9 protein-coding genes are annotated in these 12,704 nt (G+C 61.7%); 5 read left to right on the top strand and 4 right to left on the bottom strand.

Annotated features, from left to right (window positions below):
- The first annotated feature begins 3 nt into the window (after positions 1-3).
- Positions 4-1,260, top strand: a complete 1,257-nt coding sequence (gene egtB / locus AC1RBA_RS26350) for an ergothioneine biosynthesis protein EgtB (RefSeq protein WP_492420358.1) — start codon at positions 4-6, stop codon at positions 1,258-1,260.
- A gap of 23 nt (positions 1,261-1,283) precedes the next feature.
- On the opposite strand, the gene AC1RBA_RS26345 is transcribed toward egtB, so the two are convergent.
- The 4 genes from AC1RBA_RS26345 to AC1RBA_RS26330 form a co-directional block, all read right to left on the bottom strand.
- Positions 1,284-2,888, bottom strand: a complete 1,605-nt coding sequence (locus AC1RBA_RS26345; RefSeq protein ID WP_492420356.1) for a methyl-accepting chemotaxis protein — start codon at positions 2,886-2,888, stop codon at positions 1,284-1,286.
- 329 nt (positions 2,889-3,217) lie between these two features.
- Positions 3,218-4,924, bottom strand: coding sequence for a 2-isopropylmalate synthase (gene leuA, locus AC1RBA_RS26340; RefSeq protein ID WP_492420354.1), 1,707 nt, complete (start codon positions 4,922-4,924; stop codon positions 3,218-3,220).
- A 352-nt stretch (positions 4,925-5,276) separates the two neighbouring features.
- The gene (locus tag AC1RBA_RS26335; RefSeq protein WP_492420352.1) at positions 5,277-5,564 is read right to left on the bottom strand and encodes a barstar family protein; all 288 of its coding nucleotides are present in this window, start codon (positions 5,562-5,564) and stop codon (positions 5,277-5,279) included.
- The gene (locus AC1RBA_RS26330; RefSeq protein ID WP_492420350.1) at positions 5,561-6,223 is read right to left on the bottom strand and encodes a hypothetical protein; all 663 of its coding nucleotides are present in this window, start codon (positions 6,221-6,223) and stop codon (positions 5,561-5,563) included. Before AC1RBA_RS26330 ends, AC1RBA_RS26335 begins: the two co-directional genes overlap by 4 nt.
- A gap of 166 nt (positions 6,224-6,389) precedes the next feature.
- Between AC1RBA_RS26330 and AC1RBA_RS26325 the strand changes: the two genes are divergently transcribed.
- The 4 genes from AC1RBA_RS26325 (at position 6,390) to carB (ending at position 12,624) form a co-directional block, all read left to right on the top strand.
- Entirely contained in the window at positions 6,390-7,298 is a 909-nt protein-coding gene (locus tag AC1RBA_RS26325; RefSeq protein ID WP_121669134.1) for a patatin-like phospholipase family protein, read from the top strand.
- A gap of 59 nt (positions 7,299-7,357) precedes the next feature.
- Positions 7,358-7,762: a GlcG/HbpS family heme-binding protein gene (locus AC1RBA_RS26320; protein ID WP_492420348.1), complete on the top strand. Its 405-nt coding sequence runs from the start codon at positions 7,358-7,360 to the stop codon at positions 7,760-7,762.
- Between the two features lie 460 nt (positions 7,763-8,222).
- A complete protein-coding gene (gene carA / locus AC1RBA_RS26315; RefSeq protein ID WP_492420346.1) occupies positions 8,223-9,401 on the top strand; it encodes a glutamine-hydrolyzing carbamoyl-phosphate synthase small subunit in 1,179 nt (392 codons plus the stop codon).
- Positions 9,394-12,624: a carbamoyl-phosphate synthase large subunit gene (carB, locus tag AC1RBA_RS26310; RefSeq protein WP_070219519.1), complete on the top strand. Its 3,231-nt coding sequence runs from the start codon at positions 9,394-9,396 to the stop codon at positions 12,622-12,624. Before carA ends, carB begins: the two co-directional genes overlap by 8 nt.
- The last annotated feature ends 80 nt before the right edge of the window (positions 12,625-12,704 follow it).

The raw sequence follows: 12,704 nt of genomic DNA, 5'->3' as shown, positions 1-12,704 counted from the left end.
AAGATGCTGATCGATCATTACAATACAGTGCGCCAGCACTCGCTGCGGCTGGCCGAACCCCTGTCCGACGAAGATTGCGGCGCCCAGTCGATGCCGGACGCCAGTCCCGTCAAATGGCACCTCGCGCATACGACCTGGTTTTTCGAAACGTTTATCCTGGAAAGCATGGAAACGGCGTTCGCGCCATTCCACCCGGCTTTCCGCGTGCTGTTCAACTCGTATTACAACGGCGTGGGCGAGAAGCACCCGCGCGCCCAGCGGGGCTTGCTGACGCGCCCCGGCATGGCGCAGGTGCGCGCTTACCGGGCCGACGTCGATGCGCGCGTCGCGCGCCTGCTGGCGGGCGAACTGGCGCGCGACGAACGCGAACGGCTGACCATGCTGCTGGCGCTGGGCCTGGAACACGAGCAGCAGCACCAGGAATTGCTGTTGACGGATGTCAAACACCTGCTGGCGCAGAGCGCGCTGTTTCCCGCTTACCTGGACAATGCGCTGAACAATGCGCTGGACAGCACGTTTGCGCCAGCGCAAGAACACGCGCAGCCCACGGCCTGGCTCGCCTTCGACGGCGGTCTGGCGCAGATCGGCCATGCGGGCGACGGTTTTTGCTTCGACAACGAATTGCCCCGTCATCCGCAATACGTGGCGCCGTTCGAACTGGCCAGCGCGCTGGTGACGAATGGCGAATTTCTCGCTTTCATCGAGGCGGGCGGCTACCGCACGGCGCACCTGTGGCTGGCCGAGGGCTGGGACTGGGTGCGCACGCAGCAGCTGCAATGCCCGCTGTACTGGCAGGTCGATGACGCGGGGCATTGGCAGGAATTCACCTTGTTTGGCTTGCGCCCGCTCAACCTGCGGGCGCCGGCCACGCATCTGTCGCTGTTCGAGGCGGACGCGTATGCGCACTGGGCCGGCGCGCGCCTGCCGACGGAAGGGGAGTGGGAGCTGGCGGCGCAGGGTGTCGACATGCAAGTCGGCCGGCTGCATCCGGCGGCCGCCACGCCGGGAACGGGATTGCGGCAAATGTTCGGCCACTGCTGGCAGTGGACCAGCAGCAGCTATGCGCCGTATCCCGGCTACCGCACGGCGCCCGGGGCGCTCGGTGAATACAACGGCAAGTTCATGCTGAACCAGTACGTGCTGCGCGGCTCGTCGTGCGCCACGCCAGCCGGCCATGCGCGCGCCAGCTACCGTAATTTCTTTCCGGCAAGCGCGCGCTGGCAATTTTCCGGCATCCGCCTGGCGCGCCAGGTGGAATAAAGGTGGAATAAAGGTGGAATAACTTAGTGCAGGCGCGGCACGGCGGGCGCGTCAGGGCGGGGCGGCGCCTTGGCGACGGCGTTCTGTTCCAGCTTGAACTGGCTGACGAGGGTTTCCAGTTCGCCCGCCTGTTCATGCATGGCGGCCGCTGCCGCGGCTGCTTCCTCGACCAGGGCCGCATTCTGCTGCGTCGTCTGGTCCATCTGCATGATGGCGGCATTGATCTGCTCGATACCTTCGCTTTGCTCGTGGTTGGCGACGCTGATTTCGCCGACGATGGCGCTGACCCGGCCCACGCTGGCCACCACTTCATCCATCGTGGCGCCCGCCTGGCTGACCAGCTGCGCGCCCTGGCCCACGCGGTTGACGGAGTCGGCAATGAGTTCCTTGATCTCTTTTGCCGCCGCCGCCGAGCGTTGCGCCAGGTTCCGTACTTCGGACGCCACCACGGCAAAGCCGCGCCCCTGCTCGCCGGCACGTGCCGCCTCGACAGCCGCGTTCAGGGCCAGGATATTCGTCTGGAAGGCGATGCCGTCGATGACGGCGATGATGTCGACGATCTTGCGCGACGAGGCATTGATGGCGTCCATGGTGCCGATCACTTCCGCCATGGCCGTGCCGCCGCGCTGGGCGATGGCGGAGGCCGAGCGGGCCAGGCTGTCGGCCTGGCGCGCATTGTCGCTGTTGCTGCGCACGGTGCCCGTCAGTTCGATCATCGACGAGGCCGTTTCTTCCAGCGCGCTGGCCTGCGCTTCCGTGCGGGCCGACAGGTCGGCATTGCCGCTGGCGATCTGGCTCGACGCCACGGCGATCGTGCCCGTGCCGCCGCGCACTTGCCCCACGAGGGTGGCCAGGTTGGTGTTCATGTCGCGCAAGGCCTGCAGCAGCTGGGCCGCTTCATCCTTGCCGTCGGCCACGATCTTGCTGCTCAAGTCGCCTCCAGCCACGGCTTGCGCCACGCGCAGTGCATACGCGATCGGCGTGGTGATCGAGCGCGTGACCCGCCAGGCAAAGAGCACGCCCAGCAGCAGGGCGGCCGTGCCTAGGCTGGCCATCAGCACATTCGCTGCGGAAATATTCTGCTGGATTTGCTGGCCGCCATGCACGACCACGCCGCGCTGGATTTCATTCAGGCGGTTCACCGTCTTTTGCAGCTGGTTCAGGGCGGGCAGGGTATCGTCGCGCACGTGCTTGGCCGCTTCCGCGCGCTGCCCCGCCACCAGCAGCTTGTCTGCCTGGCTGAACGAGACGACATAGGCCTTGCGCTGCTGCTTCAGGGTGGCCAGCAGTTCCTTGCCTTCCGGCAGCACGATCAGGCGGTCGAGGATGGCCAGCGCATCGGTGATGGTGGCCTTGTTGGCATCGATTTCGCCATGGATGGCGTTGGCGCGGGCTGGATCTTCATGGATGAACAGTTCCAGCACCAATGCCGCGTTCGAACGCGTCGTGCTGCGGATGGTGGCGATGGCGTCGGCCTTGGCCCAGTCTTTCTCGATGATGGACTCGCTGAGCGCGCCGATCTTGTCCAGCCGGAACAGGCCCGTTCCCACCAGCACTGCCATCAGCAGCAGCACCACGCCAAAGCCGGCACCCAGGCGCGCGCCTATCTTCATATCCGTCAATTTCATACTGATTCCCTCGGTAGCGAAAGTAATCCTCAAGAAATTATTGGCAATTTATAGCGAACAGAAACAGATGTGATGCTAGGCGCGCTCTGCGACGCAGTGCAAGCACTGCTAGCGGAGGGCAACAAAGCAGCACGCTGTTTATGGAAGCTAGAAATGACAAGAATTTATTGGGGGTTACTTTTAAATCTGTCCCCGGTGGTCTTATTATGAGTCGATTATACGGCGCGTGATACTTCTTTTGCAGCAACAATTGCCTTGCGGAAATGAAAAAGCGGCACGGCGATCAAGCCGTACCGCTTTTTTTCCCTGTGCGAGAGGGAATGCAGTCCTTAGACGGCGCTCGCCGCCACGTTGGCCGTTGTTGTTTTTTCGGCTTCCGTCTGCCCGATGCGGCGGTTCACGGCCGACAGCACGGCCTTGAACGAGGCGGTGACGATGTTGCTGTCGATGGCGGCGCCGAACAGGGTCGGGCCGTTATCGAGGCGCAATTCCACGTAGCACGCCGCTTGCGCGTTGGCGCCGGAGCCGATCGAGTGTTCGTGGTAATCCATCAGCTTGATGTCGAGACCGAGCGCATTGACGAAGGCGTCGATGGGACCGTTGCCGCCGCCTTGCAGGGCCAATGGCGTGTGGCGGTGCGACAGGCTGATGTCGATCTGCACGGACTCGTCGCTGCTCGTGTCTTCCACCATGCGGTGCGAAGCGTAGGCGTACGGTGCCGTCTGCTCCAGGTATTCCTTCTGGAAGATTTCATGGATATCCTGCGCGGCGATTTCGCGGCCCGTGGCGTCGGCCACGGCTTGCACGGCGCGCGAGAATTCGATCTGCAGGCGGCGCGGCAAGACCAGGCCGTATTCCTGTTCCAGCAAGTAGGCCATGCCGCCCTTGCCGGACTGGCTGTTGACGCGGATCACGGCGTCGTAGCTGCGGCCCAGGTCGGCCGGGTCGATCGGCAGGTAGGGCACTTCCCAGATGCTGTCCGGTTGTTGCTTGGCAAAACCTTTCTTGATCGCATCCTGGTGCGAGCCGGAGAATGCCGTGAATACCAGGTCGCCCGCATACGGATGGCGCGGGTGGACGGGCAACTGGTTGCATTCTTCCACGCACTTGCGCACGGTATCGATGTCGGAGAAATCGAGGCCCGGATGCACGCCTTGCGTGTACAAGTTCATCGCCAACGTCACCAGGTCGACGTTGCCCGTGCGCTCGCCATTGCCGAACAAGCAGCCTTCGACGCGGTCGGCGCCCGCCATCACGGCCAGCTCGGCCGAGGCGACGGCCGTGCCGCGGTCGTTATGCGGGTGCACGCTGATGATGATGGAATCGCGGCGCGCCAGTTTGCGCGACATCCATTCGATCTGGTCCGCATACACGTTGGGCGTGCTGCATTCCACGGTCGATGGCAGGTTGATGATCATCTTGTTGGCGGGCGTCGGCTTCCAGATGGCGCTGACGGCGTCGCAGATATGCTTGGAGAAATCGAGTTCCGTGGTGGAGAACGATTCCGGCGTGTATTCAAAGCCCCATTCCGTTTCCGGATGCTGGGCCACCAGCTGTTTTACCAGGGTAGTGCCGGTGGTGGCGATAGTCGTGATTTCTTCGCGCGACATGCCGAACACGACCTTGCGGAACACGGGCGCCACGGAGTTGTACAGGTGGACGATGGCGCGTTTGGCGCCGACGACGGATTCCACCGTGCGGCGGATCAATTCTTCGCGCGACTGGGTCAGCACGATGATGGTGACGTCGTCCGGAATGCGGCCTTCATCGACAAGCTTGCGCACGAAATCGAAATCCGTCTGCGATGCCGATGGGAAACCCACTTCGATTTCCTTCAGGCCGATGGCGATCAGCATCTCGAAGAACCGCAGCTTCTTTTCCGCGCTCATCGGCTCGATCAAGGACTGATTGCCGTCGCGCAAGTCGGTGCTCATCCAGATGGGCGGCTTGCTGATGATCTGGTTCGGCCATTGACGGTCGGTCAATTTAACTGGAGGAAAGGCGCGGTATTTGGAAGCTGGGTTTTGCAACATCATGATCGGGTACTCCTGAAGATAGGGGGAAATCAATGGTTGTGGCGCAAGCTTGCCGGGCGGCCACGCAACACTAGGCCAGGCAAGCGATCGGTAGCGGTAGCAGTGCGGCCGCGATGCCGGCAGGGGCGGTCGCAGCGGGGATTACGTGTACGTATGGGGATGGTGCAAACATCATCAAACCTTCCAGGGTTTTTGAAACACGCCGGCGTGTGGCCAGGCGAAGCAATGCGGCAAACTTATGCGCGTGCTAGTAGTAGTCGCGATAGCGACGGCAGGGAAGGGGAGGAATGTTTGAAGGAAGACATGCACTCAATGTAAGGGATGTCGGGCGGGGCTGTCAAGCGTTTCCGTTTTACATGTAGTGCACGTGTGATGCCCCGTTCGGCATTTCCTGCTGCGCGCGTTCCAGGCAGCGCCGCAACAGGGCCGCATCGCGGGGCAGCCGCTCCGCCAGCCCCTGCCAGCCCAGCAGCTCCAGCTGTTGCGGCATGTCCACCAGGCCCGTGATGGCATCCCAGAAGGCATCCCAGTTCATGCCGTAGAAGGAAGGGAAATCCAGTGCGGCCGCCAGGGCGGCATGCAGCTGGCGCGGCGAGTTGATTTCGCTCAAGTCGATGCTGATATGGGTTGGCCTGTTCACAGTATGCCCTTGAGCAAGTTCTGCAGGTTTTGCCGCATGCCGCCCAGCACCGCCTCGTGCTGCTCCAGGATGGCGGGCGCATCCTTGAACGGTGCCGGGTCCAGGTACAGGCGCGGCAAGTCGGCCACGGCCACGCCGCGCGGGCCGCCGCGCAGGATCTCGTCCACATGCTTTTTGATCGCGTGGATGGCAGCCTGGATGCGCGGCGTGGAAGATGCCGCCAGGCAGGCGGCCAGTGCGGCGTCGAGTTCGGCGCGCGCTGGCGCTTGCGGCAGCACGGGGGCGGCGATCTGTTCCAGCGGCGACATGTTGACGGCGGGCTTGCGGTACGCGAGCAAGGCATCGAGCGCCATCAGCCGGTGCGCGCCGCCCCGTTGCAGCCAGTCAACGATTTGCGGCCACGGCGTGCCCAGCAGGGCCGCCGCCACGCCCCATTGTCCCGCCACGGGCGAGCCGATATTAGCGTCGATCCAGGCGATTGCGGCCGGATTGCCCGTGTAGGCCAGCAGGATGGCGTTCGACGAGCGCAGCGCGGGCGCCTGCGTGGCGAGGATGGCGCTCAGCCAGGCGAGGGCGCCGTCGGGCGGCTGCCGCGATAACTGTTGCGCAAATGGTTCGCCCAGGGCGCGGCTGTCGGCAAATTGCAATTGTTCTGGCATGGGGGATAACGAGTAAGAGACCAGGCGCCAGTCTAGCAGCCGGCGTGGCGCGCACGAACCTTGTCACTATAAACATTTAAGACCGCCTTCAGTGCGGCCGGCCCCGCTTGCGCTACAATCGGCTCTCCTTTATTGCCACTGCCACGCGCGGTTCTCTTCTGCCACCATGTTCCCTAAACGCCTGACCCTGCTTGCCCTGGCCGCCTTCGTGCTGGCCGGTTGCGATACCACCGCCCCGAAACCCGTACAAGTATTGACGCCGCCCGAACCCGTCGTCGCTCCCCGCAAGATCAAGATCGGCCTGGCGCTGGGCGGCGGCGCGGCGCGCGGTTTTGCGCACATCGGCGTGATCAAGGCGCTCGAATCGCAGGGCATCCATGCCGACATCGTCACCGGCACCAGCGCCGGCAGCGTGGTGGGCGCCCTGTATGCGGCAGGCAACTCGGGCTTCACCTTGCAAAAGATGGCCTTCGACATGGACGAGGCGGCCATTTCCGACTGGGCCTTGCCCCTGTTCGGCAAGTCGTCCGGCGTGCTGAAAGGCGAAGCGCTGCAAAGCTATGTCAACAAGGCGGTCGGCGGCGTGTCGCTGGAAAAGCTGAAGATTCCGTTTGGCGTGGTGGCGACCGACCTCAAAAATGGCCAGCCGATCCTGTTCCAGCGCGGTAACACCGGCATGGCCGTGCGCGCCTCGTCGGCCGTGCCCGGCGTGTTCCAGCCCGTGACGATCGCCGGCCATACCTATGTCGATGGTGGCCTCGTCGCTCCCGTGCCCGTGCGCTTTGCGCGCGACATGGGCGCCGACTTCATCATCGCCGTGAATATTTCGTCGCAAACGGATACGCAAAAGGCCATCAGTTCGATGGAAGTCATCATGCAAACCTTCGCCATCATGGGTCAGCGCATCAACCAGTTCGAATTGAAAGATGCGGACGTGGTGATCCAGCCCAGCCTGGGCACCATGAAAGGGAACGATTTCAACAGCCGCAACCAGGCCATCCTGGCGGGCGAGCAGGCGACGTTTGCCGTCATGGCGCAGCTCAAGCAAAAACTGAAGGCCAAACGCGAGCAGTAGGCGATGGCGCCGCTGCGCATTTCGTATACAATTTTGTTTCAACATAACAAGGATGCACCATGCAATCGAAACCGATTTTGACCCTGGACGACGTAAAGAAAATCGCTGCCGCCGCCGAAGCGGAAGCGGTCAAGAATAACTGGGCGGTCACGATCGCCATCGTCGACGACGGCGGCCATCTGGTATGGCTGCAGCGCATGGACGGCGTGGCGCCGATCTCGTCGCACATCGCCCCATCGAAAGCCAAGACGGCCGCGCTGGGTCGCCGCGAATCGCGCATCTATGAAGAGATGATCAACGGCGGCCGCGTGTCGTTCCTGAGCGCCCCGGAAATCGACGGCTTGCTCGAGGGCGGCGTGCCCATCGTGTACGACGGCCACTACGTGGGCGCCGTCGGCGTCTCGGGCGTGAAATCAGCCGAGGATGCGCAAATCGCCAAAGCGGGTATTGCCGCTTTGGTGTGATGGGCACCTGGCCAAACCTACTGCGCGGCGCGCTTTGCGGCCGGCGATGCTCACCGTACTTTAGTACGGTTGCGCTTCTCGGCCACAAATCACTGCCGCTCGCTACGGTTTTGCCAGGTGCCGTGACGTCAACTGTGATTTATGTGATTTAAGTAATAACCGCAATTGTGTATTCAGAAGAATGAATTAGCCGCCTCGCGCAAGCCGGGCGGCTTTTTTCATGGGGCGCAGGATTTATGTTGCTGCGCAAAAAAATGCCGGGCTTTCTGAATTTTCTTCCTTGTGGAAAAGCTTCCTTTTGGTTATAATTCAAAGGTTTAGCCAATCACACATATACCGTAGCGACTACCCATCCCCTCATTCAAAATGACCGTTGAAACACCCTGAGTGCATCTGGCTCGGGTATCTAGGCGGTCGGTCTGACGTGGCGCAGCTACGGTAACTTTATCAGGAGTTGCCCTTGCCGCCATTTTTTTCTGGCCCTGCCGTTCCAGCCATATTAGCGCTTGCTGATGGAACGATCTTTAAAGGTTTTTCGATCGGTGCCGCCGGTCATACCACGGGCGAGGTTGTTTTCAACACCTCGATGACCGGGTATCAGGAAATCCTTACCGACCCAAGCTATTGCCGCCAGATGGTCACCCTGACCTATCCGCATATCGGCAATACGGGCGTCAATCCCGAAGACGTCGAGTCTTCCAAGGTACACGCCGCTGGCCTCATCATCCGCGATCTGCCATTGCTGGCATCCAATTTCCGTTCCACGCTCTCCCTGTCCGATTACCTGAAAGCTGAAAATATCGTCGCCATCGCCGGCATCGATACACGCAAGCTCACGCGCATCCTGCGTGAAAAAGGTGCGCAGGGCGGCGCCATCCTCGTCGGTACGCAAGGCAACGAGCCATCTAGCGCCCAAGCGCTGGAACTGGCCCGCTCCTTCCCCGGCCTGGCCGGCATGGACCTGGCCAAGGTCGTCTCGGCCAAGGCGCCGTATGAATACCGCGAAACGGAATGGACCCTGGGCGAAGGCTATGGCCAGCTGGCCGACGCGGACGCGAAATACCACGTGGTCGCCTTCGACTACGGCGTCAAGCGCAACATCCTGCGCATGCTGACGGCGCGCGGCTGCAAAGTCACCGTGCTGCCCGCGCAAGCGACGGCCGCCGATGCCCTGGCACTGAATCCGGACGGCATCTTCCTGTCGAACGGTCCCGGCGATCCGGAACCGTGCGACTACGCCATCGCGGCGACCAAGGAGCTGATCGAGAAGGGCATCCCGACCTTCGGCATCTGCCTCGGCCACCAGATCATGGCGCTCGCTTCCGGCGCAAAAACCTTGAAGATGAAGTTCGGCCACCACGGCGCCAACCATCCGGTGCAAGACCTGGAAACGAAACAGGTCTTGATTACGTCGCAAAACCACGGTTTCGCAGTCGACGCGGCAACCTTGCCCGCGAATTGCCGCGTGACCCATGAATCGCTGTTCGACGGCTCCCTGCAGGGCTTTGCCCGCACGGACAAGCCGGCCTTCTGCTTCCAGGGCCACCCTGAAGCGTCGCCGGGCCCGATGGATGTTGCTTACCTGTTTGACCGCTTCATCAACTTGATGGCTGCGGAGGAGAAAAAGAAAAATGCCTAAACGTTTAGATATCAAAAGTATTCTGATTATTGGCGCTGGCCCGATCGTGATCGGCCAGGCCTGCGAATTCGATTATTCCGGCGCGCAAGCGTGCAAGGCCCTGCGCGAAGAGGGCTACAAAGTCATCCTGGTCAACAGCAATCCTGCGACCATCATGACGGACCCGGAAATGGCCGACGTGACTTACATCGAACCGATCACCTGGTCGGTCGTCGAGCGCATCATCGCCAAGGAGCGTCCTGACGCGATCCTGCCGACGATGGGCGGCCAGACGGCGCTGAACTGCGCGCTGGACCTGTTCAACAATGGCGTGCTGGCAAAATACAACGTCGAGCTGATCGGCGCGTCGCCGGAAGCCATCGACAAGGCCGAAGACCGCTCCAAGTTCAAGGATGCGATGACCAAGATCGGCCTCGGTTCGGCCCGTTCCGGCGTGGCGCACTCGATGGAAGAATCGTGGGCCGTGCAGCGCACCCTGGGCTTCCCGACCATCATCCGTCCATCGTTCACCATGGGCGGTTCCGGCGGCGGCATCGCCTACAACGAAGAAGAATTCGAAACCATCTGCAAGCGCGGCCTGGAAGCATCGCCGACGAAAGAGCTGCTGATCGAAGAATCGTTGCTGGGCTGGAAAGAGTACGAGATGGAAGTGGTGCGCGACAAGGCGGACAACTGCATCATCATCTGCTCGATCGAAAACCTCGACCCGATGGGCGTGCACACGGGCGACTCGATTACCGTCGCTCCTGCGCAAACGCTGACGGACAAGGAATACCAGATCATGCGCAATGCCAGTCTGGCAGTGCTGCGCGAGATCGGCGTCGACACGGGCGGCTCGAACGTGCAATTCTCGATCAACCCAGTCGATGGCCGCATGATCGTCATCGAGATGAACCCGCGCGTATCGCGTTCGTCGGCCCTGGCCTCGAAAGCGACGGGTTTCCCGATCGCCAAGATCGCCGCCAAGCTGGCCGTCGGTTTCACCCTGGACGAGCTGCGCAATGAAATCACGGGCGGCGCCACGCCGGCATCGTTCGAACCGTCGATCGATTACGTCGTCACCAAGATTCCCCGTTTCACGTTCGAGAAATTCCCGACCGCCGACCACCACCTGACGACGCAGATGAAATCCGTCGGCGAAGTGATGGCCATCGGCCGTACCTTCCAGGAATCGTTCCAGAAAGCCTTGCGCGGCCTGGAAGTGGGCGTGGACGGCATGAACGAAAAGACCAAAGACCGTGAAAAGATCGAAGAAGAACTGGGCGAGCCTGGTCCTGAGCGCATCTGGTATGTGGGCGACGCGTTTGCCCAGGGTTTTACTCTGGAAGAAGTGCACCAGCTGACCAAGATCGACCCATGGTTCCTGATCCAGATCAAGGAAATCGTCGACCTGGAACTGTGGCTCGATACGCAGAAGCTGGAAAACCTGGACAAGAACACCCTGTACAAGTTGAAACAGAAGGGCTTCTCGGACCGCCGCCTGGGTTTCCTGTTGCAGACGACCGACACGGCCGTGCGCCAGCAGCGCCATGCGCTGAACATCCGTCCCGTCTACAAGCGCGTCGACACGTGCGCGGCGGAATTCTCGACCGACACGGCGTACATGTATTCCACCTACGACGAAGAGTGCGAATCGAATCCGACCGACAAGAAAAAGATCATGGTGCTGGGCGGTGGCCCGAACCGTATCGGCCAGGGTATCGAGTTTGACTATTGCTGCGTCCACGCGGCCCTCGCCATGCGCGAAGACGGCTACGAAACTATCATGGTCAATTGCAACCCAGAAACGGTTTCGACCGACTACGATACCTCGGACCGCCTGTACTTTGAATCGCTGACGCTGGAAGACGTGCTGGAAATCGTCGCCATCGAAAAACCCGTCGGCGTGATCGTGCAGTACGGCGGCCAGACGCCACTGAAACTGGCGCTGGACCTGGAAGCGAATGGCGTGCCAATCATCGGCACCTCGCCCGACATGATCGATGCGGCCGAAGACCGCGAACGTTTCCAGCAGATGCTGCACAAGCTGGAACTGCGCCAGCCGCCTAACCGCACCGCGCGCACGGAAGCCGACGCCCTGGCGCTGGCGCAGGAAATCGGCTACCCGCTGGTCGTGCGTCCATCGTACGTGCTGGGCGGTCGCGCCATGGAAATCGTCCACGAGCAACGCGACCTCGAGCGCTACATGCGCGAAGCCGTCAAGGTCTCGCACGATTCGCCGGTGCTGCTGGACCGCTTCCTGAACGACGCCATCGAGTGCGACGTCGATTGCATCTCCGACGGCGAAACGACGTTCATTGGCGGCGTAATGGAACACATCGAACAGGCTGGCGTCCACTCGGGCGACTCGGCTTGCTCCTTGCCGCCATACTCGCTGGCACCGGAAACCATTGAAGAACTGAAACGCCAGACGGCGCTGATGGCCAAGGGTTTGAACGTGGTCGGCCTGATGAACGTGCAGTTCGCGATCCAGAAGCAAGAGATCGATGGCGCAATGAAAGATGTCGTCTTCGTGCTGGAAGTCAATCCACGCGCGTCGCGCACCGTGCCTTTCGTCTCGAAAGCCACGGGTCTGCAACTGGCGAAGATCGCCGCGCGCTGCATGGTCGGCCAGTCGCTGGCGTCGCAAGGCATCACGCAGGAAGTCGTGCCGCCATATTTCAGCGTCAAGGAAGCCGTGTTCCCGTTCGTCAAGTTCCCGGGCGTGGACACCATCCTCGGCCCTGAAATGAAATCGACGGGCGAAGTCATGGGCGTGGGCCTGACCTTCGGCGAAGCGTTTGTGAAATCGCAACTGGGCGCCGGCGTCAACCTGCCAAAATCGGGCAAGGTTTTCATCAGCGTGAAAGCGTCGGACAAGCCGCGCGCCGTGCAAGTGGCGCGCGACCTGGTCGAGTCCGGTTTCACCGTGGTCGCCACCAAGGGCACCGCCGCCGTGATCGCTGCTGCCGGCATCGCCGTCACGCCAGTGAACAAGGTGATCGAAGGCCGTCCGCACGTGGTCGACATGATCAAGAACCATGAAATCGTGCTGGTGATCAACACCGTGGAAGAAAAGCGCAGCGCCATCGTCGATTCGCGGGCCATCCGCACCTCGGCCCTGGCCTCGCGCGTGACGACCTACACGACCATCGCGGGCGCGGAAGCGGCCGTCGAAGGCATCCGCCATCTGGATGAGTTGCGTGTGTATGATTTGCAAGGTCTGCACAAGACCTTGAACTAAGTGCGTTTGCAGTGACCGCCGTTAGGCGGTACACTGCATGCTTATCAACCACAGAGTTCCGTGCAGAGCAGCGCGCGGCC

It is taken from the genome of Janthinobacterium sp. GW823-FHT03B06, assembly GCF_058796955.1.
This window is presented reverse-complemented; position numbering and strand designations above follow the sequence as displayed.

Coding starts and splice junctions, on each gene's coding strand:
- AC1RBA_RS26320 (WP_492420348.1), top strand. CDS start 7,358: ATGCAATCGAAACCGATTTTGACCCTGGACGACGTAAAGAAAATCGCT.
- egtB (WP_492420358.1), top strand. CDS start 4: ATGCTGATCGATCATTACAATACAGTGCGCCAGCACTCGCTGCGGCTG.
- AC1RBA_RS26325 (WP_121669134.1), top strand. CDS start 6,390: ATGTTCCCTAAACGCCTGACCCTGCTTGCCCTGGCCGCCTTCGTGCTG.
- AC1RBA_RS26345 (WP_492420356.1), bottom strand. CDS start 2,888: ATGAAATTGACGGATATGAAGATAGGCGCGCGCCTGGGTGCCGGCTTT.
- carB (WP_070219519.1), top strand. CDS start 9,394: ATGCCTAAACGTTTAGATATCAAAAGTATTCTGATTATTGGCGCTGGC.
- AC1RBA_RS26330 (WP_492420350.1), bottom strand. CDS start 6,223: ATGCCAGAACAATTGCAATTTGCCGACAGCCGCGCCCTGGGCGAACCA.
- leuA (WP_492420354.1), bottom strand. CDS start 4,924: ATGATGTTGCAAAACCCAGCTTCCAAATACCGCGCCTTTCCTCCAGTT.